This is a genomic window from Bradyrhizobium macuxiense (assembly GCF_007993935.1).
GTDB classification, from domain to species: Bacteria; Pseudomonadota; Alphaproteobacteria; order Rhizobiales; family Xanthobacteraceae; genus Bradyrhizobium; species Bradyrhizobium macuxiense_A.
In genome coordinates, this window is record NZ_VITY01000013.1 from 216918 (window position 1) to 242895 (window position 25978).

The 25978-nt window shown below is 64.9% G+C and carries 26 protein-coding genes; 16 read left to right on the plus strand and 10 right to left on the minus strand.

Annotation, left to right across the window (positions count from 1 at the left end):
* Positions 1-36: 36 nt before the first annotated feature.
* Complete coding sequence (locus tag FBZ93_RS30655) at positions 37-423, plus strand: ester cyclase (protein WP_146991166.1); 387 nt, start codon at positions 37-39, stop codon at positions 421-423.
* Between the two features lie 34 nt (positions 424-457).
* Here FBZ93_RS30655 and FBZ93_RS30660 read toward each other — a convergent pair whose 3' ends face one another.
* The 4 genes from FBZ93_RS30660 to FBZ93_RS30670 form a co-directional block, all read right to left on the minus strand.
* A complete protein-coding gene (locus FBZ93_RS30660) occupies positions 458-2191 on the minus strand; it encodes an adenylate/guanylate cyclase domain-containing protein (RefSeq protein ID WP_146991167.1) in 1734 nt (577 codons plus the stop codon).
* A gap of 129 nt (positions 2192-2320) precedes the next feature.
* Positions 2321-2875: a PAS domain-containing protein gene (locus tag FBZ93_RS30665; protein ID WP_146991168.1), complete on the minus strand. Its 555-nt coding sequence runs from the start codon at positions 2873-2875 to the stop codon at positions 2321-2323.
* A gap of 449 nt (positions 2876-3324) precedes the next feature.
* Positions 3325-3489 (minus strand): hypothetical protein, encoded by a 165-nt coding sequence (locus FBZ93_RS40820; RefSeq protein ID WP_167529282.1) that lies wholly within the window; start codon positions 3487-3489, stop codon positions 3325-3327.
* 731 nt (positions 3490-4220) lie between these two features.
* Positions 4221-4418, minus strand: a complete 198-nt coding sequence (locus FBZ93_RS30670) for a hypothetical protein (RefSeq protein ID WP_146991169.1) — start codon at positions 4416-4418, stop codon at positions 4221-4223.
* A gap of 637 nt (positions 4419-5055) precedes the next feature.
* Between FBZ93_RS30670 and FBZ93_RS30675 the strand changes: the two genes are divergently transcribed.
* A complete protein-coding gene (locus FBZ93_RS30675) occupies positions 5056-5853 on the plus strand; it encodes a rhomboid family intramembrane serine protease (RefSeq protein ID WP_146991170.1) in 798 nt (265 codons plus the stop codon).
* A 188-nt stretch (positions 5854-6041) separates the two neighbouring features.
* Positions 6042-6470 carry a CBS domain-containing protein gene (locus tag FBZ93_RS30680; RefSeq protein ID WP_146991171.1) on the plus strand — a complete coding sequence of 143 codons (429 nt, stop codon included), beginning with the start codon at positions 6042-6044 and terminating at the stop codon, positions 6468-6470.
* Positions 6471-6473: 3 nt separating this feature from the next.
* Here FBZ93_RS30680 and FBZ93_RS30685 read toward each other — a convergent pair whose 3' ends face one another.
* On the minus strand, positions 6474-7523 hold the full coding sequence (locus tag FBZ93_RS30685) for a patatin-like phospholipase family protein (protein ID WP_433995455.1): 1050 nt from the start codon (positions 7521-7523) through the stop codon (positions 6474-6476).
* A gap of 257 nt (positions 7524-7780) precedes the next feature.
* Between FBZ93_RS30685 and FBZ93_RS30690 the strand changes: the two genes are divergently transcribed.
* Positions 7781-8851, plus strand: coding sequence for a hypothetical protein (locus tag FBZ93_RS30690; RefSeq protein ID WP_146991172.1), 1071 nt, complete (start codon positions 7781-7783; stop codon positions 8849-8851).
* Positions 8852-9088: 237 nt separating this feature from the next.
* Positions 9089-11572 carry a putative bifunctional diguanylate cyclase/phosphodiesterase gene (locus tag FBZ93_RS30695; protein WP_146991173.1) on the plus strand — a complete coding sequence of 828 codons (2484 nt, stop codon included), beginning with the start codon at positions 9089-9091 and terminating at the stop codon, positions 11570-11572.
* 15 nt (positions 11573-11587) lie between these two features.
* On the opposite strand, the gene FBZ93_RS30700 is transcribed toward FBZ93_RS30695, so the two are convergent.
* Together FBZ93_RS30700 and thrS are read right to left on the minus strand one after the other, a co-directional pair.
* The gene (locus FBZ93_RS30700; protein ID WP_167529283.1) at positions 11588-12151 is read right to left on the minus strand and encodes a nitroreductase family protein; all 564 of its coding nucleotides are present in this window, start codon (positions 12149-12151) and stop codon (positions 11588-11590) included.
* 84 nt (positions 12152-12235) lie between these two features.
* Positions 12236-14284, minus strand: coding sequence for a threonine--tRNA ligase (gene thrS / locus FBZ93_RS30705; protein ID WP_146991175.1), 2049 nt, complete (start codon positions 14282-14284; stop codon positions 12236-12238).
* A 228-nt stretch (positions 14285-14512) separates the two neighbouring features.
* Between thrS and FBZ93_RS30710 the strand changes: the two genes are divergently transcribed.
* Together FBZ93_RS30710 and FBZ93_RS30715 are read left to right on the plus strand one after the other, a co-directional pair.
* Complete coding sequence (locus tag FBZ93_RS30710) at positions 14513-15793, plus strand: ATP-dependent Clp protease proteolytic subunit (protein WP_146991176.1); 1281 nt, start codon at positions 14513-14515, stop codon at positions 15791-15793.
* Between the two features lie 106 nt (positions 15794-15899).
* On the plus strand, positions 15900-17036 hold the full coding sequence (locus FBZ93_RS30715; RefSeq protein WP_146991215.1) for an MFS transporter: 1137 nt from the start codon (positions 15900-15902) through the stop codon (positions 17034-17036).
* A gap of 9 nt (positions 17037-17045) precedes the next feature.
* Here the strand turns inward: FBZ93_RS30715 and FBZ93_RS40825 are convergent, their stop codons facing one another.
* Both FBZ93_RS40825 and yidD read right to left on the minus strand, forming a co-directional pair.
* The gene (locus FBZ93_RS40825; protein WP_167529284.1) at positions 17046-17213 is read right to left on the minus strand and encodes a hypothetical protein; all 168 of its coding nucleotides are present in this window, start codon (positions 17211-17213) and stop codon (positions 17046-17048) included.
* 112 nt (positions 17214-17325) lie between these two features.
* Complete coding sequence (gene yidD, locus FBZ93_RS30720) at positions 17326-17637, minus strand: membrane protein insertion efficiency factor YidD (RefSeq protein WP_146991177.1); 312 nt, start codon at positions 17635-17637, stop codon at positions 17326-17328.
* A gap of 282 nt (positions 17638-17919) precedes the next feature.
* Here yidD and FBZ93_RS30725 point away from each other — a divergent pair, with 282 nt between their 5' ends.
* The gene (locus tag FBZ93_RS30725; protein WP_167529285.1) at positions 17920-18837 is read left to right on the plus strand and encodes a hypothetical protein; all 918 of its coding nucleotides are present in this window, start codon (positions 17920-17922) and stop codon (positions 18835-18837) included.
* Between the two features lie 26 nt (positions 18838-18863).
* Here the strand turns inward: FBZ93_RS30725 and FBZ93_RS30730 are convergent, their stop codons facing one another.
* A complete protein-coding gene (locus FBZ93_RS30730) occupies positions 18864-19310 on the minus strand; it encodes an iron-sulfur cluster assembly scaffold protein (RefSeq protein WP_146991178.1) in 447 nt (148 codons plus the stop codon).
* A gap of 238 nt (positions 19311-19548) precedes the next feature.
* Between FBZ93_RS30730 and folE the strand changes: the two genes are divergently transcribed.
* The 8 genes from folE (at position 19549) to FBZ93_RS30770 (ending at position 25919) form a co-directional block, all read left to right on the plus strand.
* Positions 19549-20229: a GTP cyclohydrolase I FolE gene (gene folE, locus FBZ93_RS30735; protein ID WP_146991179.1), complete on the plus strand. Its 681-nt coding sequence runs from the start codon at positions 19549-19551 to the stop codon at positions 20227-20229.
* A gap of 28 nt (positions 20230-20257) precedes the next feature.
* Positions 20258-20686, plus strand: coding sequence for a phosphoribosyl-AMP cyclohydrolase (gene hisI / locus FBZ93_RS30740; RefSeq protein WP_146991180.1), 429 nt, complete (start codon positions 20258-20260; stop codon positions 20684-20686).
* Between the two features lie 105 nt (positions 20687-20791).
* Positions 20792-21499 (plus strand): c-type cytochrome, encoded by a 708-nt coding sequence (locus FBZ93_RS30745; RefSeq protein ID WP_167529286.1) that lies wholly within the window; start codon positions 20792-20794, stop codon positions 21497-21499.
* A 13-nt stretch (positions 21500-21512) separates the two neighbouring features.
* Complete coding sequence (locus tag FBZ93_RS30750) at positions 21513-22763, plus strand: c-type cytochrome (protein ID WP_146991181.1); 1251 nt, start codon at positions 21513-21515, stop codon at positions 22761-22763.
* A 10-nt stretch (positions 22764-22773) separates the two neighbouring features.
* The gene (locus tag FBZ93_RS30755) at positions 22774-22953 is read left to right on the plus strand and encodes a hypothetical protein (RefSeq protein ID WP_050425643.1); all 180 of its coding nucleotides are present in this window, start codon (positions 22774-22776) and stop codon (positions 22951-22953) included.
* Positions 22953-23516: a cytochrome C oxidase subunit II gene (locus FBZ93_RS30760; protein ID WP_146991182.1), complete on the plus strand. Its 564-nt coding sequence runs from the start codon at positions 22953-22955 to the stop codon at positions 23514-23516. Before FBZ93_RS30755 ends, FBZ93_RS30760 begins: the two co-directional genes overlap by 1 nt.
* The gene (locus FBZ93_RS30765) at positions 23506-25131 is read left to right on the plus strand and encodes a cbb3-type cytochrome c oxidase subunit I (RefSeq protein ID WP_146991183.1); all 1626 of its coding nucleotides are present in this window, start codon (positions 23506-23508) and stop codon (positions 25129-25131) included. The genes FBZ93_RS30760 and FBZ93_RS30765 overlap by 11 nt, the downstream gene beginning before the upstream one ends.
* Positions 25128-25919: a c-type cytochrome gene (locus FBZ93_RS30770; RefSeq protein ID WP_146991184.1), complete on the plus strand. Its 792-nt coding sequence runs from the start codon at positions 25128-25130 to the stop codon at positions 25917-25919. Before FBZ93_RS30765 ends, FBZ93_RS30770 begins: the two co-directional genes overlap by 4 nt.
* Positions 25920-25978: the final 59 nt, after the last annotated feature.

The following is a 25978-nucleotide window of genomic DNA, read 5'->3' on the forward strand; positions in this document are numbered from 1 at the left end:
TTGACGGCACACATGGACGAGAATGGAAACGAGGCCATGAGCAAGACTGACCTCTCCGACATCTATCGAGACTACATTGCCTGCCTCAACCGACAGGACTGGTCGGTGTTGGGACGGTTCGTGGACGATGACGTGTGCCACAACGGCCGGCGGATCGGCTTGTCAGGCTATCGCGAGATGCTGGAGGGGGACTTTCGCGACATTCCGGACCTTCGCTTCAACATCGCGTTGCTGATCTCGAACGCGTCCCATGTTGCGTGCCGGCTGGCGTTCGACTGTTCGCCGAAGGGAAGATTTCTCGGACTCGACGTTGACGGCAGGCGCGTCTCGTTTAGCGAGAACGTGTTCTACGAATTTCGTGACGGCAAGATCGTGGAGGTCTGGTCGGTGATCGACAAGACGGCGATCGAGGCTCAGTTGTGAATGGGCTTCCCCGTGCTGACGCCGGCGAGTAACTCTACTTGGACTCCAGGTGCCACGCACCGTCCCAATCGGCTGCTGGCGGATTCTGCCGGAAATTGACGACCCGCGCCTTCAGCGTGGCCGATGGTCCATCGTTCGGTACAGCCGCGAGGGCCGCGGCGAAGGCCAGTTCTGCGTCGTCCCAGCGGCGCTCGCGATAGGCGGCGAGACCGTCCGCGTAGTGCTGCCGCAGTTCGGTCTGCGCCGGCGACAGCTCGTCCTTCTTGCCGATGATCTCGAACACGGCGACCGGCTGGGTCTGGCCGACGACGACGAGACGATCGATCTCGCGCAGTTCGATGGTGGCGGCGCAGGCCGCGGCGGTCGCCTCCGAGATCAGGCTGCGGCTGCCGTAGAACTTGTTGGCGCCTTCCAGCCGCGAGGCGAGGTTCACGGTGTCGCCGAGCACCGTGTAGCTCATCATGAATTCGGAGCCGATGCTGCCGACCAGCGCTTCGCCGGTGGCGATGCCGATCCTGATGTCGCAGTCGGCCGGGATCGCGCGCACGCCGAGCAGCTCGGGCAGATCCTTGCGCAGCTGGTTGACCTGGCCGACCATGTCGATGGCGGCAAGTGCGGCGAGGTGGGTCTGCTCGGCTTCCTCGACGAAGGGCGCGCCCCAATAGGCCATGATGGCGTCGCCGATATATTTGTCGATGATGCCGCGATGGGCGTGGACCGGCGCCGACATCGTCGACAGATAGAGGTTCATGATCTTGACGAGGCCGCGCGGCGTCACGCCTTCGCTCAGGCTGGTGAAGCCCTTCATGTCGCAGAACATCACCGTCATGATGCGGCGCTGGCCTTCGGTGGCGGCGATCGCCGGCTGCTCGAGCAGGCCCTCGGCGATCCGCGGATTGATGTAGCGGCCGAACGTTTCGCGGATGCGCTGGTTGTGGCGCAGCGTCTCGATCATGCGGTTGAAGGCCGCCGACAGCTGGCCGATCTCGTCCTGGGTCGTGATGGCGATGGTACCGTCGAGGCGGCCGGCCTCGACCTCGCGGGTGCCCTCGAGCAGGCGCATCACCGGGCGGGTGATGCCGCTGCCGACCAGCATGGCGAACACGAAGCCGAGGATCGCGGCAATCGCAGTCACGAAGCCGGAGATGATGATCGCCCGCTGCTGGGCACTCATCACCTTCGCGGCGGCCGAGGCGACCTGGGCCAGCATGTCGCCACGGATGCCTTCGATCTTGTTGCTGAAGTCGTCGCGCAGGACATCGGCGCGGAGCGTGGTTGCTTTCGCGGCCGCGAATTCCTGGGCATCGAGTTGCTCGAGCAGCGTCTTGTTCTCGGCGTTCAGGCGCATCAGGAGATCGTTGACCGCATTGTCGATGCGGTCATCGAGGCGCCCGAGGGCGGCATTGTCGGACGGAGTCGACGGATCGGCGATGATCGCATCGATCAGCACGCGGGCGGCATTGGCCTCGCGCTTGATTGCCGGCTCGATCTCGTCGAAGGTCTTGCGCGCCGCCGCGTAGCCGCCGTCTTCGCCCGGTGCCTGCATCTTGGCCATCATCATCCGGCGCATCGCCAGGGACCGCTCCAGCGAGCGGATGTTGACGCGGGCGAGATGGCCGTAGGCGGGGATGTAGCGGTTTGTGAGCTCGTCCAGGAGATGGCCGACCTGGCCCGCCATCACCATGGACAGCAGCGAGGTGATCACCGCGAGGACGATCAATCCCGCGGCAATGCCGACGATCTTCTGCCTGATCGAATTCCGAAACATGCCGAGCCCCGCCGCAGCTGCAACAAGCGAGTCACCCCCGCCGTGGCGGCGCACCAGCTAATAGAGTTCCACGGCCCGCGGTGCAAGCGACCGGTTCCTGCCATCCCGTCGCCAAGCAGGCGTCAGCGGCTAGCGCAGGCCCTCGTAGACCATCAGGCCGCGCGCGATCGCGAGCTTGCGCAGGGTGCGCGGCACGAACCGCTCGTGGGGATGCAGGTAACGCCACGAGGTCAGGACTAGGTCGTGCAGCCTTGTGACGTCGTCTTCGAACGGGGCGAGTAGGCCGGTCAGGCTCGCCGGCATGTGAACGCGGGCGGTGAAGGGCAACAGCAGCAATTCAAGATGCGCCTTGGACCCGGTTTCGGTCGTCGCGGTGATACCGGCGATGGCCGGCAGGGTCTCTTCGACGACGCAGGTGATGATGTCCTCGATCTCGCCGCGGCTCTCGCCGGTGAACAGGGCGGAAAAGCTGCGGTTCTTGAGGTCGCAGCCGAGCAGGGCGGAGGTACGGGTGCCGGCGACGCGGAACGGGAAGCGGGTCTCGCCGTCGTAGGACAGCACGAAGATGTCGGACAGCAGCTCGCGCACCGCGGACGGCTCGAGCTCACTCCGGTCGGGTGCACGCGCGGTGCCACGCTTCGCATTCCAATAGGCGAAGAATTCGCGGCTGGAACTGTGTTTCATCTAAAGAACCTTGCCCGGCGCCTGTCTCGGCGGGACACTTCTGTCCCGGTTTTGCTCAGGCGCCTTCCCTTCTCTGTTGTGCAGGGAAGGCTGTGCAGCGTCCATGCCGCGGCCGCGGTTTGGGCGGCTTATCGGCAGCTTTGTGTTGTTAACGTAAATTTAACTATGTCCTTGGCGTCCCAGGAACTCCAACGTAGGGTCTGCGCGTTCCCGTTCACGCCGGCTGCCCCAAGCGCCGGCGCGGTTGGTACACAGGTGGCGTCAAACAGTTTGGTCATCGTGCGGGGAGGGGTGGGGATGCTGTCCCGATCCTTCTGGGGCACGACAAGACCAGCCGATCAGGGAGGGTGTTCTCAGCGCCCTCCCTTTTGATTTTTTTATATTTATCAATAGATTGCTGGCGTTTCGGAAAACTAGCGCCGTCCGGTTTTCCAAATCCTGTTCTCGGTTCACGCCTCCGCCGCCTTCTCGCGGATCGTTTCCATGACGTGGGAGGCGATCTGCTCGATCAAGGCGGCGTCCGAAACGTTCCGCTTCTTCTTCAGGTGCTGGCCGAAGAATCCCTGAATGATCCTGGCTTCCTGCTCGACGTGGCGCGTGTAGTGGCGTCCCATTCTGGATCGCGGTCGCCGAGGGCCGCGGCCACTTGGTCGTCATTGGCTCCGGTCACGCGCGTGATCTCAGCGGCGAAGGTGGCGCCGCGCAGCCCGTGCTCGGTGAGGCCGGGCCCCACCAATCCATCCCGCGCGAGTTTCGTGAGGAAATTGCTGGACTGCCTCTGCAGTTGCTCAGCGCTCTCCCACGGTTGGCCGTTGTAGCCGTCGCGATCTTGCCCTGTGAGGCGGGAAGCGCCGCTCGTTGCGCTAGGGATACCGCCCCCAAAGGACCGTCTTCGAGCTTTGCCCGGAAGTCGCCGTGACATAGTAGGCCGATGTCACGCCCTGTGACGTGATCCGGTTGCATGGCGGCCGAAAGCTGTTCCGGACAATGGTTGTCCCCGACGGTTCGGCTTGAACCTGGGTGCTCCCATGATCGTTGGTCCTGCCGTTGCTCAGGCGGTCCACCATCGAGATGGAGATGCTGCCTGTCCCGCGCGCATGTCGAATCGTAATGACCGGAGCCTGTTCACCACCGCCAAGGGCGGAGCACAGGTTGGCCTTCCCGAGCCTCGAGACACTAATGGACGAAATCTTTACTTCCTGAGCGCAGGCGCCGCTTGCCCACAGCGTGATTGAAGTAATCCATAAAACCAACCACCTGTTCATGATGTCTCCGAAATTGGCCCGCAATGTAAGGCGCATCTTTCTTCGAACGATTGCTCGTCGTCCGGGGGATCGGACGCGAGCTATTTCTTCGCCTTGGCCATGCAGGCCTGCAGCTCAGCGTGACGCTGGCCGTTGTCCATCGAGCCCTCGGGATGCCGGCCGTAAGAAGCCGCGCAGCATTTCGCGGAGTAGCCGAATTGCTGGGTGCACTGCTGAGGAAAGGCGAAGGAGGCGGAAGAAGAGGTGAGCAAAAGAGCGGCGACAAAAATGGTTCGCATGATGAACTACCAGGCGGCGTGATTGCCGTTACAATGGGTGAACGAAGGGCCACCCGATGAGGGGGCGCTGAGCGGGGTGTTGAAGCAGTGCCCGATGCCGACAATAAGGACGGGCGCCGCTCAGGAAGCACTTGAGTTATCGCTTCTCAGCCTGACCGTGATTGGTTCCGCTGACCGGCCCGATGTAGATGCCGGATTTCATGCATCGCTTCCAAGCACCGGCACATTGCGCTTCCGTCGCCCCCTTGGCCAGACAGATGCCCCTGTAGTCCGAGCAGGACCTGGCTTCAGCCTGGCTCGTGACAATGGCACCGATCGCAAGGGCAAAGACGGCACAAAACAAAAATCTCATAATAGCTTCCTTTGGTTAAACAGTCGCCCCATAGCAACCTCTGCGAGAATTGACTAGAGGCCGATGCGTGAACGTCAGAAAAAATTTGGAATAGACGTGTTGGGGCTGCCCGAGATTCTGAAGAAGAAGCTGCGCTAGGTGGAAATTCTCAGCGCCCTCCCTTTCTTTTGTCGCAATTCCGGCACCGAGCGACACCCTGTATCCGATTTCGGGATTGTGCACTTGCACAGGGGTGTGAAAGCCGCCTATCTCTGATTCACAGCCGCTTTCGAGGTCGCCGACCCCTTGGACTCCCATCCCGAATCCCCGCTCGCGCCGCCGCCGGAGGCGCCGCGCGAGCCGATCCTGACCTTGCCGCCGGCGCTCACCGCCTACATCCTCCTGATCGCGGTGATCCATCTGCGGGTGCTGTTGCCGCCGGAGATCGAGAACTGGACCATCGACGTCTTCGGCTTCATCCCGAAGCGCTACGATACGACGCTGCTCGACATCACCTTCCCGGGCGGCGAGGGCGCCAAGGTCTGGACCTTCGTCACCTATTCGCTGCTGCACGCCAACCTCACCCATATCGGCTTCAACGTGCTGTGGCTGTTGCCGTTCGGCAGCGCGCTGGCGCGGCGCTTCGGCGCCGTGCGCTTCTTCGTCTTCATGGCGGTGACGGCGGCCGCCGGTGCGCTCGCGCATCTGTTGACCCATGAGCATGCGATTGCGCCCATGATCGGCGCATCGGCCTCGGTGTCGGGGACGATGGCGGCGGCGATCCGCTTCGCCTTCGTGAAGGGCAGCTTCCTGTCGTTCAGCCGCGGCGATGCCGAGGCGGCCGCCAAGGTGCCCGCACTGTCGCTGTGGAAGGCGCTGCGCAACGGACGGGTGCTCGCCTTCCTGGCGATCTGGTTCGGCGTCAATATCCTGTTCGGCGCCACCTCGCTGTCGCTCGGCGGTGAGGAGGCGAGTGTCGCCTGGCAGGCGCATATCGGCGGCTTCCTCGCCGGGCTGTTGCTGTTCTCGCTGTTCGATCCGATCCCGCGCGCGCGAGACGATGCTGCAGATGCGTCGCCGGTGGACCAGTCCGGCCGCGTCTGATCGCCGCTTGCGGCTCGGTTCGAATTCCTCCATCATCTTTGCGACACAGAACAAAGCGGGCCGCCCAATCGAGCCCAGCTACCGACCGCGCCCCGGAACCGAAATCGGCGCGGAACTGTTGATTGAAGACTCTGGCGAACAGGCGCGGCCCGCTCAAGCGGGGCGCGAACGGATTCAGGGAGACGACAATGACGGTACGTTCCATTCTCGATGCAAAGGGCCATCAGGTCATGAGCGTCGCGCCCGGCGCGAAGCTCTCGGCTGCGGTCAAGCTGCTCGGCGAGCGCAAGATCGGCGCCGTGCTGGTGATGGAGCAGGGCCGGATGGACGGTATCCTGTCGGAGCGCGACATCGTGCGCGTGCTTTCAGAGCGCGGCGCGGGCGTGCTGGACGAGCCGGTGAGTGCGGTCATGACCAAGAAGGTCGTGAGCTGCCGGCAGTCGGATACGGTCAGCGGCATCATGGAGATGATGACAACAGGCAAATTCCGCCATCTGCCTGTCGTCGAGGACGGCAAGGTGGTCGGGCTGATCTCGATCGGCGACATCGTCAAGAGCCGCGTGCAGGAATATGAGCGCGAGCAGGAAGCGCTGCGCGACTACATCAAGACCGCCTGAGCGCTATTTGCCGGTCGTGCCGGCGCCGCTTGACGGCGGCACCAGGATTTCGATGGCCTCCTCGATCGCGCCGATGGCGCGCTCGGCCGCGCGGATGCCGTGTGCGATCAGGTCGTCGGCGCGGTGGAAGTCGAACCAGCCGATCTGGCCGACCCGCGGCGAGATCAGCATGTCCGGCGGATCGCCGGCGAGGCGCGCACGGGTGATGCGGTCCTGCATGATGTTGAAGGCGTCGACCATGACGCTCGAGATGCCGGGCCGGCTGGCGCTGCCGAAAAACTCCCGCTTCACGGTGCGTTCGGCGGAGAAGAAGCGGCCAAAACGGCGCTTCGGCGGTTCCGGTTCGATCTCGGCGTCGGCGGTCACCGCGACCGTCACCTCGGGTGCGGGTGCCGTGGCGCCGTGATTATAGATCGTGGTCGAGTGCGCGAACACGTCGCTGGACAGGTTCGCCGCAATGACGATCTCGGCGCCGAGGGCGCGGGCGGCCGAAACCGGCACCGGATTGACCAGCGCGCCGTCGACCAGCCAGCGGTCGCCGATCAGCACCGGCGCGAAGATCCCGGGTAGGGCGTAGGAGGCGCGCATGGCGTCGACCACGCGGCCTTGGGTTATCCAGATCTCGTGCCCGGTGCGGACTTCGGTCGCGACGCTGGCGAACTTGACCGCGAGGTCCTCGATGTTGGACTGCCCCAGCGCCGCCTCGATCTCGGCGGCGAGCTTGGTGCCGCCGATCAGGCCCGAGCCGTTGAGGCGGATGTCGAGGTAGCCGAGCACGCTGCGCGGCTGCAGGCTGCGGGCCCATTGCTCCAGCGTGTCGATATGGCCGGCCGCATAGGCGCCGCCGACCACCGAGCCGATCGAGGTGCCGACGACGACGTTGGGGACAATGCCATGGGCAAGCAGGGTCTTGATGATGCCGATATGGGCAAAGCCGCGCGCGGCACCGCCGCCGAGCGCAAGCCCGATCACGGGCCGGCGAACCGTTCCCAGTCCGACCTTGTCGGGGCCGTCGGAGCTCTTGTGGCCGCGGCCCATCCAGCTATCCAACACGACAATCTCCTGCCAGCGCGAGACTAGGCTGCGCGACACAACTGCGCCAGCGTCGTCCGTCTTCATGGTTATTCCCTACAGGCACGATTCATGCCCGGGTGTGGACCGCGGTAGGGAGGGAATGTGACTGGACCGCGACGATAGGGCTAACATCAGCTTGATCGAGCGGTTCCAAATGGGGGGACAGCCCCGCCAGGACTGTGACGAAGCTTCGACGAAGGCTTGAATTTGCCGCGTTTTCGTTGAAAAGCATTGACATGACTACGAGGGGCAACGGCATCGGCGGATGCGGGCGGGGCGTGCGGCTCCTTCCGCTATTGACGCTTGCGGCATTTTTGCTGGCCCTGATCCCCGGTTCCGTCTCGGCGCAGTTCTTCAGCGACCGGCCGCCGCCGATCCCGCCGGCCTCGGTGCCGGACGTGCCGTCCGGCCCGGCGCTCAATCTGGCGCCACCGTCCGGATCCGGTTCAGGGCCCGTTCTGCCCGGCCCGCTGACCCAGCCGACCATCGTCCAGCCCTCGATTGCGACCGTGCCTCCGGTCACGCCGCCGGCCGGTTCGCCGACCGCGGGGCAGGCGGTGCTGTCGCTGACGGCGCGGTACGGCAAGGACCTGCCGGTCATCAATGCCGGGCTGGTGTGGCGGGTGTTCGCCGACAAGCCGGATGACAACGGCACCTACAAGCTGATCCGCGAGGAGCGCGGGGCGACGCCCAACGTGGTGCTGCCGCCCGGCAACTATGTCGTCCATGTCGCGCTCGGCCTCGTCAGCGCAGTGCGCGCCGTCAGCCTGAAGTCGGAGACCGACCGCGAGTCGTTCGTGCTGCCGGCCGGGGGCCTGCGGATCGAGGGCCGGGTCGGCTCGAGCAAGATCCCGGCCAACCAGATTTCGTTCGCGATCTACAAGGGCAGCCAGTTCGACGGCTCGGACCGCGGACCTCTGGTGCCCAACGTGTCCGCCGGCGACGTCGCGCTGCTGCCGGAGGGGACCTACTACATCGTCTCCAACTATGGCGACGCCAATTCGGTGGTGCGCTCCGACATTCGCGTCGCGGCGGGCAAGCTGACCGACGTCACCGTCACCCATCGCGCGGCCGTCATCACCCTCAAGCTGGTCAGCGAGAAGGGCGGCGAGGCGCTCGCCAACACCGCGTGGTCGGTGATCACGCCGGGCGGCGACGTGATCAAGGAATCGATCGGCGCGTTCCCGCGCGTCGTGCTCTCCGAAGGCGAGTATCGTGCGATCGCCAAGAACGAGGGCAAGGTGTTCGAGCGTCCGTTCAACGTCGTCAACGGCGTCGATGGCGAAGTCGAGGTCGTGGCGCGCTGACGCCCGACCGAATTGCATTTCATGCAACTGTCATAGTCTCTAACGCGAACTAACCATCGCGCGAATTTGTGCTGTCATAATCGCTGGCGGCGCCGCGCGGCATTGCCATTTTTACATGACGTTAAGCCGCGGCATGACTTGGATGCCACGGGGATTTTTGCTTGGGCATGATCCTTTCGGAAAACCGCTTCGCATTTTTCCGGATCATGCCTGGCGTTTGCGTCAACGGGGCGTGCCATGGTCATGGCCAACAAGAAATCAGCAAAGACATCGGCCAAGTTCACTTCCGAGATGTTCGCCGACGTTCCGGTTCTGCAGCGCAAGTGGCAGGCGGCGGTTCGTCCCGGTGAAAGGCTGCCGCACTATGAAGATGTGATGCTCGGCAGCCTCGGCCGGCTCGCGGATCATATCGTGCTGTTGCGCGACGTCGATGGCGTGCTGTGCGCTTCGCATACCGGCCGCTATGTGCAGACCTGGCTGAATGACGAGCGCTGGGACATTCCGCTCAGCGCGCTGCCGCCGGACTGCGCGACTGCGTTGACCGAAGCCGCCGCGAACGCGCGCGAGAACTGCCGGCCTTATCTGGCGTCGGCGCATTGCGTGCGCGATGGTCTGGTGCGGACCTTCGACGTGCTGGCGCTGCCGACGCGGTCGCGCTGGGGCGGCATCCTGGTCGGCGTCTACGTCAACGAGCGCAACGCGCAGTACAATCTGCTCGATACGATTTTCTCGGCCGCCGATGAGGGCGTGCTGTCGCTCGCCGCGATCCGCGATGCGCGGGGCGAGGCGGCCGATTTCCAGATCGTTCATCTCAACCAGGGCGCGGCCAAACTCCTGATGCAGCCCGCGACCGAATTGCTGTGGCGCCGGCTCAGCGCCGGCGGCAATCCGCTCGCGGCGCCACCGGTGATGAACCGCCTGCGTGGGTTCATCGGAAGCGGTCCCGGCGGCCAGTTCGAGATCGACAGCGGCGATCGCTGCCTGCGGCTCGGCGTCACGGCGTTCGGCGACATGCTGTCGCTGACCGTCTCCGACGTCACCGCGCTGAAGCAGCGCGAGGTGTCGTTCCGCCTGCTGTTCGAGAACAACCCGATGCCGATGTGGGTGTTCGACGCCGTCACGATGGAATTCCTCAGCGTCAACGACGCGGCCGTTCAGCACTACGGGTATAGCCGCGATCAATTCCTGGGCATGACGCTGCGCGAGATCTGGCCGGAGGACGAGTGGGGCGTGCACAGCGCCGCGTTGCGCGACATCGGCGACGTCTATCAATCGAGCCGCGATTGGCGCCACATCAGGGCCGACGGCACCGAGATCCATGTGCTGACCTTCGGGCGCAGGGTGACGTTCGAGGGCCGCGACGGTTACCTGGTCGCGGTGGTCGACATCACCGAACGGCGTGCCGCCGAGGCGCGGATCGCGCACATGGCGCACCATGACGGTCTCACCAACCTGCCGAACCGGGACTTCTATCAGGAGCGCCTGCGCGAGGCGCTGGAGCGCAGCCGAAGCGGCAACAAGCGCGTCGCGGTGATGTGCGTCGACCTCGACCTGTTCAAGAACGTCAACGACTCCTTCGGGCATCCGATGGGCGACCGGCTGCTCAAGCTGGTGGCGGAGCGGCTGCGCGAGGTGGTCCGCGATGACAATGTGGCGGCCCGGCTCGGCGGCGACGAGTTCGCGATCGTGCTTGCCGCCGATGTCTCGCCGAACGAGGCGAGCGCGTTCGCCGAGCGGCTGATCGATGCCCTGAGCGCGCCCTACACGATCGACGGGCTCGAAGTCGTGGTCGGTGCCAGCGTCGGCATCGCATTGTCGCCAGGCGACGGCACCACGTCGGAAGAACTGATGCGCAATGCCGACATGGCGCTGTACCGCGCCAAGTCCGAGGGCGGCGGCGTGCATCATTTCTTCGAACCGGAGATGGATCAGCAGGCGCAAAAGCGCCGCGACATGGAGCGCGATCTGCGCGCGGCCTTCACGAACGGCGAGTTCGAGCTGCACTACCAGCCGCTGGTCGATATCGCGGCCGACCGCATCTCGGGTTTCGAGTCGCTGCTGCGCTGGCGGCACCCGCAGAAGGGCATGGTGTCGCCCGCGGAGTTCATCCCGGTGGCGGAAGACATCGGCCTGATCGTCGCGCTCGGCGAATGGGTGCTGCGTGAAGCCTGCGCCGAGGCGATGAAGTGGCCGGCCGACGTCAAGGTCGCGGTCAATCTGTCGCCGGTGCAGTTCCGCAGCCGCAATCTGGTGCAGGCCGTGATCTCGGCGCTGGCGCATTCGGGCCTGCCGGCGCGCCGGCTCGAGCTCGAGATCACCGAGTCGGTGTTCCTCGCCGAGACCGAAGCCAACCTTGCTATCCTGCATCAGCTGCGCGAACTCGGCGTCAGCATCTCGATGGACGATTTCGGCACCGGCTATTCCAGCCTGAGCTATCTGCGCAGCTTCCCGTTCGACAAGATCAAGATCGACCGCTCATTCGTGAAGGATCTGGCGCGGCGCTCCGACTGCCTTGCGATTGTGCGCGCGATCTCCGGCCTCGGCCGCAGCCTCAAGATCACCACGACCGCGGAAGGGGTCGAGACCACAGACCAGCTCGACTGGCTGCGCGCCGAAGGCTGCAACGAGGTGCAGGGGTTCCTGTTCAGTGCCGCGAAGCCGGGGAGTGAGATCGCGGCCTTGCTGAGCAAGTTTGCAGAGCGCGCCTCGAAGGCGGCGTAAGATCGCGCATCCCGTTCAGAACCGCGTCACGATATCCGTCAGCGCCGGGCGCGGGCGATCCTCGCTCGGCCTGGTCGGCGTTCCGATATGAATGAGGCCGGCGAGCTTCTCGTCCGGCTTGAGGCCGAGACCGTCGAGCACGTCGCGGTCGAAGGCGAACCATCCGGTCAGCCAGCAGGCGCCGTAGCCGAGCGCGGTCGCCGCGGTGACGATGTTCATCGCGCTCGCGCCGGCCGACAATTCCTGCTCCCACGGCGGCACCTTCGGGTGCGGCTTGGTGAAGGAGACCACGCCGATCACCAGCGGTGCGTCGGTCAGGCGCTTCTTCTCGACCTCGATATCGGCGGCCGGCGCGCCGGGGTTCTTGCGGGCAAAGACCTTTGCGATCACGTCACCGGCGCGCGAGCGGGCATCGCCCTCGAACACGATGAAGCGCCAGGGCGCCAGCTTGCCGTGGTCGGGCACGCGCGCACCGATAGTCAGGATGGTCTCGAGCTCGGCCGCGGACGGGCCCGGGCCGGTCATCTCGCGCGGTTTCATCGAGCGGCGTGTCTTCAGGAGTTCAATGGCATCGGGCACGGAAATGTCCTTCAAGTGGAGTCGTGCCCCCAAGATGGGGGCACGACCAAGCCTGCGAAAGCCAGTTTAGACCGATTGTGAAGATCAGGCGACGGATCGCGCCTGCTTCACGTCCGGCGGCGTCGCCTCATCGACCAGCGCGGCGATCGCCTCATCGGTCGGCATCACGGTCTGACGCTCGCTGCCGAGGCGGCGGACCGAGACCGAATGCGTCTCGGCTTCCTTCTTGCCGACGACGAGCAGGGCCGGGATCTTGGCCAGCGAATGCTCGCGGACCTTGTAGTTGATCTTCTCGTTGCGCAGATCGATCTCGACGCGCAAGCCCGCGCGGCGCGCCGCCGCCGCCACCACCTTGGCATATTCGTCGCCTTCGGAGGTGATGGTCGTGACCACGAGCTGGGTCGGCGCGAGCCAGAGCGGGAAGTTGCCGGCATAGTGCTCGATCAGGATGCCGATGAAGCGCTCCATCGAACCGCAGATCGCGCGATGCACCATGACCGGCGCCTTCTTCGAGCCGTCGTGATCGATGTAGAACGCGCCGAAGCGTTCCGGCAGGTTGAAGTCGACCTGGGTGGTGCCGCACTGCCAGTCGCGGCCGATGGCGTCGCGCAGCACGTACTCGAACTTCGGCCCGTAGAACGCGCCTTCGCCCGGATTGATCTCGGTGCGGATCCGGTTGCTGCCCTTGGCCTTGATCTCGGACAGCACCGTCGCCATCACGCGCTCGGCGTGATCCCACATCTCGTCGGTGCCGACCCGCTTCTCCGGCCGCGTCGAGAGTTTCACGGTGAGCTCGCCGTCGAAGCCGAAATCGGCATAGGTCGACAGGATCAGGTCGTTGATCTTGAGACACTCCTCGGCGAGCTGCTGTTCGGTACAGAACACGTGGGCGTCGTCCTGGGTGAAGCCGCGCACCCGCATCAGGCCGTGCATCGCGCCCGACGGCTCGTAGCGATGCACGACGCCGAACTCGGCGAGCCGCAACGGCAGGTCGCGGTAGCTCTTCAGCCCGTGCTTGAAGATCTGCACGTGGCCCGGGCAGTTCATCGGCTTCAGCGCGAACCAGCGCTTGTCCTCGGCCACGTCGCCGGCGGATTGCGCCGCGAACATGTTCTCGCGGTACCAGTCCCAGTGACCCGAGGTCTCCCACAGCACCTTGTCGAGGATCTGCGGCGCATTGACCTCGTTGTAGTCGCCGAGCAGCCGGCGCCGCATATAGGCGATCAGCTGCTGGAAGATGGTCCAGCCCTTCGGGTGCCAGAACACCACGCCGGGGCCTTCCTCCTGGAAGTGGAACAGGTCGAGCTCGCGGCCGAGCTTGCGGTGGTCGCGCTTCTCGGCCTCCTCGATCTGCTTGAGGTAAGCGTCGAGGTCTTCCTGCTTGGCGAATGCCGTGCCGTAGATGCGGGTCAGCATCGGATTGTTGGAATCGCCACGCCAATAGGCGCCGGCCACCTTCATCAGCCTGAAGGCGTTGCCGACCTTGCCGGTCGAGGTCATGTGCGGGCCGCGGCACAGATCGAACCAGTCGCCCTGGAAATAGATCTTGATCGGCTCGTTGCCGGGGATGGCGTCGACCAGCTCGACCTTGAAGGCCTCGCCCTTGTCGCGGAACACCTGTTTTGTCTTTTCGCGATCCCAAACCTCTTTCGTAAAGGGCTTGTCGCGCGCGATGATCTCGCGCATCCGCTTCTCGATCGCGGCAAAATCTTCCGGGGTGAACGGCTCGTTGCGGAAGAAGTCGTAGTAGAAGCCGTTCTCGATCACCGGGCCGATCGTGACCTGGGTGCCGGGCCACAGCGATTGCACGGCTTCGGCGAGCACGTGCGCGGCATCGTGCCGGATCAGTTCCAGCGCGCGCGGGTCTTCGCGGCCGATCAATTCGATTTTGGCGTCGGCTTCGATCGGATCGTTGAGGTCGGCAAGCGTGCCGTCGAGCGCCATCGCGACGGTGCGCTTGGCGAGCGAGGGCGAAATGCCCTTGGCGATGTCGAGGCCGGTGGTCCCTTTCGGGAAGTCGCGCCTCGCTCCATCAGGGAAGGTGAGGGCGATCTTGTTCACGGGTTCTGCGGGTTTGAGGTTCGAGAGGCTGTACTGGAATCCGGATTCGGATTTGGGCGGCGTGTCGGCCATGATGTCTCCTGTAGCTCACTCCTGCGAACGAGCGCAGGTAAGCGGAAAGCAGCGGTATAGCAGGGGATTTGACGCCTGCAATCCGGCAATATCAAGAAATTGGGCCTCCGGCCGCACCGAATCGAGGGAAGCTCGCCGGCGCCTGACGGCTGTGATCGTTGCGACGCTGCCGATCATCGTCTAACGTCAAATGCCTATCTCCCCGACATCGCGCGCTCCGCAAGGTTCATGTTTTCCCGTCTCCTGTTCTTCGTGGCGTTGGTTCTGATCCCGGGCGTGTTGCGGGCGGAAGAAGCACCGGTTGAGAAGGCCGGATTCGCGAAAAAGCTGACCATCTATCTCGCCAAGGGACCGGCGAATGCCTGCGGCGCAGGTTGCGATCGCTGGATCGCGATCGAAGGCGAGATCGATCGGGATGCGGCGGCGCGGGTTCGTAGCTTCCTGCTTGCCGTCAAGGACCCGCAGCTTCCGATCTATCTTCATTCGCCGGGCGGCAATGTCGAGCAGTCCTATGCGATCGCGCGCTTTCTGCGCGCACGCAAGGCGACCGCGCGGGTCGGCCGTACCAGCGTGCCGGCCTGTTCCACAGGCACACAGATCGACGCCGCCTGCCTGAAGATCAAGGCTGCGAAAGGGGAGGTCGAGGCTGAACTCGCCACACGCAACGCGATGTGCGTCTCGGCCTGCGCCTATCTGTTCCTGGGCGCGACCGACCGTGAGGTGGCGCCGGACTCGGTGCTCGCGGTGCATAACTCGAGACTGATGTTCGTGGTCCACGGCCATCCGCCGCCGCAGGTCGTCGCGGACTTCAGGCGGCGCGAGATGGTGAGCGCCGATCGCGACCGCAACGTGTTCCTCGCGGCGATGGGAATCAGCCGTGAGCTCAGCGACCTGATCCGGACCGTGAAGTTCGAGAACCTGCACGTGCTGACGCGTCCGGAGCTCTATCGATTCGGAATCGACACGCGGCCGTTGCCGGACACGCTGTGGGCGGTGGAGAAGGAAACGCGGCCCTATGTCCGCAAGATCGTGCAGCAGAAAAAGGGTGACGGCAGCTCGTTCCGCATGATGGAGTGGCGGCTGTTCTGCGAGAACAAGGATCGCGGGCGCCTGATGTTCGTGCGCGAGTTCGACGAGGGCGCCGCCGGCAGGAGCACGGTGGTGATGATGGCCGGTCTCACCAAGGCGATCGCATTCGGCAGGTTGCCGGCGCGGTTCGGCAAATACGAGGTCTGGAGCGATCCGGTGACCGCGGACATCGTCAAGGCGATGACGGCGGTCCCGCAGTTGCAGATCGGCGAAAGCGCGCTGTCGTCCGACGGCAAGCCTGATGCCACGAGGCCCGGCGTCGCGACCTTCGATATCGACACGACCGGGCTGCGGCAGGGATGGACGCAGCTTCTGGCGTCGTGTCCCGCTGCGACCGCTGGTCCGAAGCCTGCAAGCCCGTGGCCGGCGGCGGCGTCACCGAGCGTCAACGCGGCGCCGCCGGCATCGCCGTCGCCGTGAGCGCAAGTGGCGCAAATTGATCACGTGCCATGCATTTAGATGCAGTTGCATTGAAATCGGGGTCTGCTATCAACGCGGCGTGAAACGCTTCGCTCCCACCGCATTGATGCTCGGCAACATCGTCACCGGCTGCTCGGTGCTGGCGCCCGCCGGCATGCTGGCGGAACTGTCGAGCGGGCTCGGCGTCACGATCCACACCGCGGGCCTTCTGATCACCTTCGGCGCGATCGTGCTGTGCGTGGGCTCGCCGGTGACGGCGTGGCTGACCAGCCGGTTCGAACGGCGAGCCTTGCTGACGGTGACGCTTCTGGTGCTGACGCTGACCAACGCGGCATCCGCCTTCGCGCCGGACTACGACAGTCTCCTGGTCATCCGCCTGGTCATGCTCGCGGTCGGCGTGCTCTACACGCCGCAGGCGGCCGGCACCGCGGCGCTGATCGTGCCGGTGGAAAAGCGCGGCAGCACGATCGCCTATATCTTCCTCGGCTGGTCGCTCGCCGCTGCGATCGGGCTGCCGCTGATCACCTTCATCGCAAGCCGTTACGGCTTTCGCGCGACCTACGGTGCGATCGCGCTGACCGGGCTCGTGAGTTGCCTGCTGCTGTGGTGGCGGCTACCCGGTGGATTGCACGGCGCGCCGGTCGACCTTAGGACCTGGGCCGATCTCGGCCGCAATCCGACCGTCATCCTGCTGCTGTCGATCACGACGTTGCAGATGTCCGGCCAGTTCGTAGTGTTCACCTTCATGGGGCCGCTGCTCGCCAAGTTGACCGGCGCGAATGCGGACGCGGTCGGCATCGTGTTTGCGCTCTACGGCATCTTCGGGTTCGTCGGCATTGCGATCGCGACACGCATCGTGGATTCCTGGGGTGCATGGAAGACGTCGGTGCTGTCCACCGGACTGCTGCTCGCAGGTGTGGCCGGCTGGGCGCTGAGCGCCGGCGCCTATGCATTGATGGCGGCTTCGGTGGCGGTGTGGGGGCTCGGCTTTGCGTCGACCAATTCGATGCAGCAGGTGCGGCTGGTCGGCGCGGCGCCTGCGCTTGCATCGGCGTCGGTCTCGCTCAACACCTCGGTGCTGTATATCGGCCAGGCCATCGGCTCGGCGATCGGCGGATTGCTGTTCGCGCGCGAATGGCTGCTTAGCGCGGGCTACGTGGCCACGGCCTTCGTTGCGGCTGCGCTCGCAGTGGTGGTCATCACGCGGCCGCGGCAGGCCACGTGCACAGCCGCGGCCGAGTGAGCTTGCGCGTCACCACTTCACGCTCTGGCTCGGTACGATGAACGCCGTCGTGCTCGGCTTGGTCGAGTTGTGAGTGAAGTAGCCGTAGGCGGCAACGATCACGACGAGCAAGGCAAGGACGGCCAGCAAATCGATCTGCCGGGGATCGTGACCGTTGTGGCTGATTTTCCAGCGCATTGTTGTTTCCTCCCCAAGGAGCAGCAGGGGGCACTGAAACAATGCGCCAACTATCGCCACAGTTCCGCCCGGCAGCGATGCGCGCCGGGCTTGGGAGCGCTGCAGAAATCGATCAGTTGTCGTTGACGCCGCGCCAGCGGCCGTAGAGCCAGGGCACATACCAATGGGCGCCAGGCGGCTTGACCGGCGGTACGTTGTCGATCCCGGAGGTGCCCCAGGGCTGGCAGCGCAGCAGTCGCGCCAGCGTCATCCACCCGCCGGCCCACAACCCGAAGCGCTCGATCGCCTCATCGCTATAGACCGAGCAGGTCGGCAGATGGCGGCAGTTGTAGCCAACCAGCGGCGACAGCGTGTGCCGATAGATCCAGATCAGCGCGCGGCCGAAGTTCCGCGGCAAGCGGCGTGCGGTGGTGGCACACTCCATGCATCGCGGATGGTGTGGTGTTGAATGATCGGTCGATGGCATACGCAAGTATGTACGTAGTCTTGCGGGGGTTCCAAGCCAAGGAACTGTTCTGTTGCAGATATTTACGCCACAGTTCGCTATTATCGCACGGCGCTGGTCGCGGTGCAGCAAGGGTCCTATGGACGGTCCAGGTCAGCAAGGCTACCGTTCCCATAACGCGCCGATGACAGAATCATGGCGCTTTGCCATGGGGCCATTGCCACCGCTCGCATCACCAAGGGCTTTGGGGAAGGAACCAAATTGAGGCTCGTCAGATCGCTCTCGTTGCGCAGTTGGGTGCTCACCGGCGCCGTTGCCTTTTGCTTCGCGATTTCCGGAACCGTCACGACGACGGGCAGTTCCGCGCAGGCCAGCTCGACCCTCGAAGAGCGCAAGCTGCCGATGAAGTTCAGCTGGATCGCCTGTCAGCCGAATTGCCGCGGCTGGGTGTCGGCGGTCGGCATCATCACGGCCGATAGCCCCAAGGAGTTCGACGAGTTCGCGCGCAGCCGCCAGCTCAACGGCGCCACCATCGTGCTCGACTCCAGCGGTGGCTCGGTCAACGACGCGATCGCGCTCGGCCGCCGCTTCCGCGGTCTCGGTGCGCTGACCACGGTCGGCACCAGCGTCGTCGGCCGGGCCGCGCAGGGCGACCGCGCGAGCGTGCTGCCTGACGCCTATTGCGAGTCGATGTGCGTATTCCTGCTGCTGTCGGGCAAGACGCGCTATGTTCCGCCCGCCGCCCACGTCCGCGTGCATCAGATCTGGATGGGCGACCGCGCCGACGATGCCAAGGCCGCGAGCTACACCGCGCAGGACCTGATGATCGTCGAACGCGACATCGGCCGGCTCGCCAAGTACACCTTCGATATGGGCGGCGCGGGTGAGTTGCTGTCGCTCGCACTCAGCGTGCCGCCGTGGGAAGACCTGCACGAATTGTCGGCGGCTGAATTACGGCTGACCAATCTCGTCACCACGGATGCCGCCGCCGACGTGCTGCCGCGGCAGGACAACGCGATTCCCATGGCCGAGGCGAAGCCGAAGAACAACGATCGCTTCGTGAGCACCGCCATGGAGGGTGAGGTGCAGCCGCAGGCCGCGAGGGCGACCAAGACCGCCGAGGCCGCCGTTCCGGTCGGTGCCAGCGCCGCGCCGCCGCCGGTCCAGCCGGCTCAGTAGGAGAGGGCTTGCGCCGGCAGTAGGGCTTACGCCGGCTGCTTTGCCTTGGCCTCGATCTGACCGATCGCATCGACCACGGCGTCGAAGGTCAAGAGCGTCGAGGCATGGCGGGCCTTGTAGTCGCGCACCGGCTCGAGCAACGCGATGTCGGCCCATTTGCCGCCCTCCGGGGGCTGGCCATTTTCCTTCAGCATCCTGCGGACCGTCTCGCGCAAGTCGCGCAGCTCCTCCGCGGTCGAGCCCACCACATGGCTCGCCATGATCGAGGATGAGGCCTGGCCGAGCGCGCAGGCCTTCACATCGTGGGCGAAGTCAGTCACCACGGGGCCGTCCATCTTGAGGTCGATCTTGACGGTCGAACCGCACAATTTGGAGTGCGCGGTGGCGCTGGCGTCCGGGTCGGACAGCCGTCCGAGGCGCGGAATATTGCCGGCCAACTCGATGATCCGCTTGTTGTAAATGTCGTTCAGCATGGGGACAGATGCCTGGTTCCGGCCGTGCCGGGCGCTCTTGGCGGCTGGGATTCACCGTCCTATATATGGACCGCAGCGCCGGAAACATAGCCCGGCCATGCGGCCACCGCGGACCACATTCGCCGTTGTGGTGCTACAAAAGGGGACTCAGGCGCCCGGCGGTCCGATGATCCGCCCCGTCTGCCCGGTGACACATCCGGCCCGAGGGCAGTGCCAGGGCCGGTCGAACGGAGAAGACATGGACGCCTTGATCAAACCGATTCGCCCCAACAAGCCGGCCGACGCGAAGCCAGGCGAGCTCGACCCCTCAGAATTCATGGCGGCGGCCGTTCGTGCCGACCAGCCGCGCCCGTCGCGGGCGGAGGCCGAGGACGCCGTGAAGACGCTGCTCGCCTATATCGGCGAGAACACCCACCGCGAGGGCCTGCTCGACACGCCGCGCCGCGTCGTCGAAGCCTATGACGAGCTCTATCAGGGCTACCATCAGTGCCCGGCCGAAGTGCTGAACCGCACCTTCGGCGAGACCGCCGGCTACGACGATTTCGTCCTCGTCCGCGACATCGAATTCACCTCGCAGTGCGAGCATCACATGATGCCGTTCTACGGCAAGGCGCATATCGCCTACACGCCGGTGGAGCGCGTCGTGGGCCTCTCCAAGCTGGCGCGGCTGACCGACATCTTCGCCCGCCGCCTGCAGACCCAGGAGCATCTCACCGCGCAGGTCGCGGCCGCGATCGACGAGGTGCTGAAGCCCCGCGGCGTTGCCGTGCTGATCGAGGCGGAGCATACCTGCATGTCGGTGCGCGGCGTCGCCAAGCATGGTGCATCGACCTTCACCAGCCGCTTCACCGGCATGTTCCGCGACAATCCGGCGGAGCAGCAGCGTTTCCTGTCCCTGGTGCGAGGACCGAACCGGTAACCTCGCATTTTCCTGAGCGAGGTTTTCCGTGTCCGCATCGACCCACGATCACGACCGCGAAGAGGGGCTGGACTTCCGGCCCAAATTCGACGCGGCAGGTCTTGTGACCTGCGTCGCGACCGATGCCGCGACCGGCGACGTGCTGATGGTCGCGCACATGAACGACGAAGCCCTGCGCAAGACGATCGCGACCGGCGAAGGCTGGTACTTCAGCCGCTCGCGCAATGCGCTGTGGCGCAAGGGCGAGAGCTCGGGCCAGACCCAGCGCGTGGTCGAGATCCGGATGGATTGCGATCAGGACGCGGTGTGGATCAAGGTCGAGCAGATCGGCGCCGCCTGCCACACCGGACGGCGCTCCTGCTTCTATCGCGCGGTGAAGGGCGAGGGCGGTGACATCAGCCTGTCCTTCGTCGACGCCGAACGGCTGTTCGATCCGGCGCAGGTCTACCGCAAATAAACTTTGATCTGAATCAAAGACGACGCGTCGAATTCTTGCGCTTCGTTGCCTCCAGTTTCGCGATGTGGCTATAGTCTCACCGTCGCGCTGGGGGCCAAAACGGTGATGGATCGTTTTTTACCGCTGACCGCGTTGCTAGCGCTCTTTGCGCTACCGATCGATGCCGCCCAATCGCAGACGACCGAGCGTGCGCCCGATACCATGGCCGCGCGCGTTCTCGCCTGCGCGCCCTGTCACGGCGCCGAAGGCGAGGGCACCAGCGATGCGTATTTTCCGCGTCTTGCCGGCAAGCCGGCCGGCTACCTCTACAACCAGCTGATCGCGTTCAGGGATGGACGGCGGAGATATCCGCCGATGAACTACCTGCTGGAGTTTCAGACTGACGATTACCTGAAGAAGATCGCCGAGTATTTCGCTTCGCTGCGGCCGGCATTTCCGCCGCCGGTCCCGCCGGTCGACAGCAAGGAGGTCCTGGCGCGCGGCGAGCAGATCGTGAAGAACGGCGACCCCCAGCACGGCATTCCGCCGTGCTCGGCCTGTCATGGTCCCGCGTTGGGCGGCATGGAGCCCGGCATTCCCGGCCTGCTTGGCCTGCGCGCGGCCTATATCAGCGGACAACTCGGCGGCTGGCGCTACGGCACGCGGACCGCATTCGCCCCCGATTGCATGCAGATCGTTGCGGGCCTGCTGACCGAGGTCGACGTCAAGGCGGTGGCTGCCTACCTGTCGTCGCGTCCGGCGCCCGCCGATCCGTCCTTCGCGCCGCGAGGCAGCCTGCCGATGCCGCTCGAATGCGGCAGCGAACCGCACTGAAGGGATCGTGCCGATGTCGCGAACCTCAACAGGACTGCTTGTCGGACTGGTGCTGGCACTGTCGCCCGCCACGGCATCGGCGCAGCAGAAGGCGGCCGATCCGGCCGTCATCGCCAAGGGCGAATATCTCGCGCGCGCCGGCGATTGCATCGCCTGCCACACCGCGCGCGAAGGCAAGACCTTCGCCGGCGGCCTTCCGATGAAGACGCCGTTCGGCACGCTCTACACGTCGAACATCACGCCTGACCCGCAGACCGGCATCGGCACTTGGACGTCGGATCAGTTCTACCAGATGATGCACAATGGCCGCTTTCCCGACGGCGGCCTGGTCTATCCGGCGATGCCGTTCGCCTCCTATACCCAGGTGACGCGCGAGGACAGCGACGCGATCTACGCCTATTTGCGTACCGTTCCGCCGGTCAAGCAGCTCAACAAGCCGCATGACCTGACATTCCCGTTCAACAACCGCTCGCTGATCCTCGGCTGGCGCACGCTGTTCTTCAGGGAAGGCGAGTTCAAGCCTGACCCCACGAAGTCGGCAGAGTGGAATAGAGGCAACTATCTGGTCGAGGGGCTGGGTCATTGCGGGATGTGTCACACCCCGATCAATGCGCTTGGCGGCAGCAAGCAGTCGCAGGCCTTCGAGGGCGGCCTGATCCCGATGCAGAACTGGTACGCGCCGTCGCTGACCTCCAACAAGGAGACGGGGCTCGGCGACTGGACGATCGAGGAGATCGTCGACTATCTGCGCAAGGGCGTATCCGCCAAGGGCGCGGTGTACGGGCCGATGGCCGAGGTCGTCTACAACAGCCTGCAATATCTCAACGATGACGATGTGCGCGCGATGGCGGTCTACCTGAAGGGCCTTGCGCAGGGCGGCCCGCCGGAAAAGGCGTCGACCTCGCTGCCGTCGGCCGAGAGCAGCCTGCTGCTGTCCTTTGGCAAGTCGATCTATGACCGTGACTGCGCGAGCTGTCATGGCGCGACCGGGCAGGGCATGCCGCCGGACTATCCGCCGCTCGCCGGCAACCAGTCGATCCAGATGGTCTCCGCAGTGAACTCGATCCGCATGGTGCTCAACGGCGGCTATCCGCCGGGCACGTCGGGCAATCCGATGCCCCACGGCATGCCGCCGTTTGCGCAGAAGCTGTCGGACGACGAGGTCGCGGCTGTCGTGACCTACATTCGAACCGCCTGGGGCAACCGCGGCGAGCCGGTGTCGGCCCGGCAGGCCAACGAACTGCGTGCAGCAACGCTGAACTAGGGGCGGGGTCATGATCAACTCATCTTCGCCGCAACCGTCGGCATCGGGCTCGGAAGACGAGCATGTCGAGACCATCGTGCGCGCCGGCCCAGGCGGCGCGATTGCGGTCGCGGGCATTGCGACGGCTATCGTGGTCGGATTGTGGTTTGCATTCTATCTGCTGGTCTTCCTGCCGCGGAGCGCTCCCTGATGGCGACCGAGACCGACCATGGCCCTGGCGAAGCGGTTGCCGCGCGGATCGAGCGGCGCTGGGCGACGCTGTCGATCGTGATCGTCGGCGTGCTGGTCGGCATGGCCGCCTATATCGGCATCCATCAGGCGACGATGCCGCAGGGCCGGGTCGAAACCGCCGATCCCAAGACGCTGCATCTGTCCGGCGAATTCATCGAAAGCAATCTCGGCAGCGAAATGCAGGCCGACGGCTCGGTCACTGTGCGTGCGATCGGTCAGCAATATTCCTTCACGCCGCAATGCATCGTGGTGCCTGCGGAGACTCCGATCACCTTCCGCGCCACCAGCGCGGATGTGGTCCACGGTTTCCTGATCGAGGGCACCAACATCAATACGATGCTGGTGCCGGGCTACGTCACGGACCTGCCGGTGCGCTTCAAGACGCCGGGCGATCACGTGATGCCGTGCCAGGAATTCTGCGGCATCGGCCACCAGGGCATGTGGGGCAAGGTCAAGGTGGTCGACAAGTCTAAGTTCCGCGACATGGCGGCGGCGAAGCGGAGGCTGACCTGTGTTGACTAACAAGCGGCTGATAGCTGCGCATTTCTGGCTCGCCTTCATCGTGTTCGGCGCGGCGCTGGTGCTCGGTGCCTGGCAGATGTTCGTGCGCAGCCCGCTCAACACCTGGCATTTCAATCCGGAGTTCTACTATCGCTCGGTCACCGCGCATGGCTCGGCGATGGGATATGTATTCCCGACGTTGATCGCGATGGGGTTCGGCTATGCGATCACCGAAGCGTCGCTGGCGAAGGCGCTGGTCGGACGGCGCTGGGCCTGGGCCGGTTTCTTCCTGGTCGCCATCGGCGCCGTCGTGGCGATGATCCCGGTCTCGCTCGGGCTTGCTTCGGTCCTCTACACCTTCTATCCGCCGATGGTCGGCAATCCCTTCTACTACATCGGCGTCGTCATGGTCGTGGTCGGCTCATGGATCTGGGTCGCGCTGATGGTGATCAATTTCGTGATCTGGAAGCGCGACAATCCGGGCAAGCCGGTGCCGCTTGCGATGTACGCCAATGTCGCCGGCTGCTTGCTCTGGGGCTGGACCGCGGTCGGCGCGGCGCTGGAGATCCTGTTCCTGATCCTGCCTGTGGCGCTCGGGCTCAAATCCACAATCGATGCGGGGTTGGCGCGCGTGTTCTTCTCCTGGACCCTGCATGCCATTGTCTATTTCTGGCTGATCCCGACCTACATCGCCTATTACACGATCTTCCCGCGCGCGATCGGCGGCCGGCTCTATAGCGATGCGATGGCGCGGATCTCGTTCATCATGTTCGTCGTGGTGGCGATGCCGATCGGCGTGCATCATCTGTTTGCCGATCCGCAGGTCGGCGCCGGCTTCAAGTTCATGCACTCGGTGTTCACCGGCCTCGTCGCGCTGCCGACGCTGCTCACCGTGTTCACGATCTGCGCGTCGGCGGAGATTGCGAGCCGCCTGCGCGGCGGCCGCGGCGCATTCGGCTGGATCGGTGCGCTGCCTTGGTCCAATCCGATCATGCTGGCGACCGCGCTGTCGCTGGTGATGCTCGGCTTCGGCGGCGCCGGCGGCCTGATCAACATGAGCTATCAGCTCGACGCCACGGTGCACAACACGCAGTGGATCACAGGCCATTTCCACCTGATCTTCGGTGGCGCCATCGTCATCATGTATTTCGCCATCGCCTACGATCTGTGGCCGCACCTGACCGGGCGCGCGCTGGACAGCTTTGGCATGATGTGCACCCAGCTCTGGCTGTGGTTCATCGGCATGATCGTGACCACCTTCCCATGGCACTATGTCGGCATCCTCGGCATGCCGCGCCGCATGGCGTATTACGACTATGCCAACCCCGCGATCTCACCGCAGGCCTTGTCGGTGACGATGTCGGCGATCGGCGGGTTCATCCTGCTGCTGTCAGGCCTGCTGTTCCTGCTGGTGCTGATCCGCGGCCAATTCGGCGCGCGAGGCGAGGCGGGTGCCTACCGCTTCGCGGTGCCGCTGCACATGCCGGCACGGATTCCGCTCGCGCTCAACTCGTTCGGCCTGTGGCTCGCATTGATGGTCGGCCTCACCGTCGTGAACTATGGTTTCCCGATCGCGCAGTTGATGGCGCTGAACGAGACCAGCGTGCCTGCGGTCTATGTCGGAGCCGGCCGATGAGCGATCAGCCACTGTTCTCGGTACGCAATCCGTGGTTCGGCATCAGCGTCGGCGTCACGGCCGCCATTGCCGTTCTGTCGGCCGTCGCCGGCCTGATCTGGTTGCCGCTGGCGCAACCCGACCTCAAGCTTGCCGGCGTCTGGGACGCGATCTGCAGCGCGGCCGGCGTTCCCCGTGCGGCCGTGCAGGAAGCGAGCATCAAGCCGGATTTCAAGACCTCCAATGTCGTGATGACGTCGGAGATGCTGACCAAGGCGGATCAGGTCTCGATCGGGCGCGGGGCGACGCTGGCGCAGCGCTGCGCGATCTGCCACGGACCGCAGGGCGTCAGCGACGCCCATTCGCCGAACCTCGCCGGCCAGTTCGCCGCGGTGACGTACAAGGAGCTCAACGACTTCAAGACCGGCGCGCGAGTCAGTGTGGTAATGAGCCCGTTCGCCGCGGCGATGAGCGACCAGGACATGAAGGACGTTGCGGCCTATTACGCCTTTTTGCCCCGGGTGCCTTCGAACAGCCTGGATACCGGGCGCCCCGCGCCGGCGGTCGTGGTGACGGGCGCGCCGATGCGCAACATCCCACCCTGTGGCTCCTGCCATGGCGATATCGACAACAAGGCGGGAAGTCCCTGGCTCGGCGGCCAGTCGGCGGTCTACATCAAGGCGCAGATCGAGGCCTTCGCGTCCGGGGCGCGGCGCAACGACATCAGCGAGCAGATGCGCAACATCGCCCGCCAGATGACCGCCGAAGAGATCGACCAGGTCGCGCACTACTACGAGGCCCAGCCCTGAGCCGATGTTAACGTGCCGTTAACCATAATTACGGCAGGTTGACAGGACATGGGTGCCGA

Bases quoted from the DNA above. Each gene is read 5' to 3' on its own strand.
- FBZ93_RS30745 (WP_167529286.1), top strand. From the start codon at position 20,792: ATGGATCGTTTTTTACCGCTGACCGCGTTGCTAGCGCTCTTTGCGCTA.
- FBZ93_RS30750 (WP_146991181.1), top strand. From the start codon at position 21,513: ATGTCGCGAACCTCAACAGGACTGCTTGTCGGACTGGTGCTGGCACTG.
- FBZ93_RS30670 (WP_146991169.1), bottom strand. From the start codon at position 4,418: ATGCGAACCATTTTTGTCGCCGCTCTTTTGCTCACCTCTTCTTCCGCC.
- FBZ93_RS30755 (WP_050425643.1), top strand. From the start codon at position 22,774: ATGATCAACTCATCTTCGCCGCAACCGTCGGCATCGGGCTCGGAAGAC.
- thrS (WP_146991175.1), bottom strand. From the start codon at position 14,284: ATGGCCGACACGCCGCCCAAATCCGAATCCGGATTCCAGTACAGCCTC.
- FBZ93_RS30655 (WP_146991166.1), top strand. From the start codon at position 37: ATGAGCAAGACTGACCTCTCCGACATCTATCGAGACTACATTGCCTGC.
- FBZ93_RS30665 (WP_146991168.1), bottom strand. From the start codon at position 2,875: ATGAAACACAGTTCCAGCCGCGAATTCTTCGCCTATTGGAATGCGAAG.
- FBZ93_RS30730 (WP_146991178.1), bottom strand. From the start codon at position 19,310: ATGCTGAACGACATTTACAACAAGCGGATCATCGAGTTGGCCGGCAAT.
- FBZ93_RS40820 (WP_167529282.1), bottom strand. From the start codon at position 3,489: ATGGGACGCCACTACACGCGCCACGTCGAGCAGGAAGCCAGGATCATT.
- FBZ93_RS30690 (WP_146991172.1), top strand. From the start codon at position 7,781: ATGACTACGAGGGGCAACGGCATCGGCGGATGCGGGCGGGGCGTGCGG.
- FBZ93_RS30680 (WP_146991171.1), top strand. From the start codon at position 6,042: ATGACGGTACGTTCCATTCTCGATGCAAAGGGCCATCAGGTCATGAGC.
- FBZ93_RS40825 (WP_167529284.1), bottom strand. From the start codon at position 17,213: ATGCGCTGGAAAATCAGCCACAACGGTCACGATCCCCGGCAGATCGAT.
- FBZ93_RS30695 (WP_146991173.1), top strand. From the start codon at position 9,089: ATGGTCATGGCCAACAAGAAATCAGCAAAGACATCGGCCAAGTTCACT.
- FBZ93_RS30770 (WP_146991184.1), top strand. From the start codon at position 25,128: ATGAGCGATCAGCCACTGTTCTCGGTACGCAATCCGTGGTTCGGCATC.
- FBZ93_RS30760 (WP_146991182.1), top strand. From the start codon at position 22,953: ATGGCGACCGAGACCGACCATGGCCCTGGCGAAGCGGTTGCCGCGCGG.
- FBZ93_RS30715 (WP_146991215.1), top strand. From the start codon at position 15,900: ATGCTCGGCAACATCGTCACCGGCTGCTCGGTGCTGGCGCCCGCCGGC.
- folE (WP_146991179.1), top strand. From the start codon at position 19,549: ATGGACGCCTTGATCAAACCGATTCGCCCCAACAAGCCGGCCGACGCG.
- yidD (WP_146991177.1), bottom strand. From the start codon at position 17,637: ATGGAGTGTGCCACCACCGCACGCCGCTTGCCGCGGAACTTCGGCCGC.
- FBZ93_RS30710 (WP_146991176.1), top strand. From the start codon at position 14,513: ATGTTTTCCCGTCTCCTGTTCTTCGTGGCGTTGGTTCTGATCCCGGGC.
- FBZ93_RS30660 (WP_146991167.1), bottom strand. From the start codon at position 2,191: ATGTTTCGGAATTCGATCAGGCAGAAGATCGTCGGCATTGCCGCGGGA.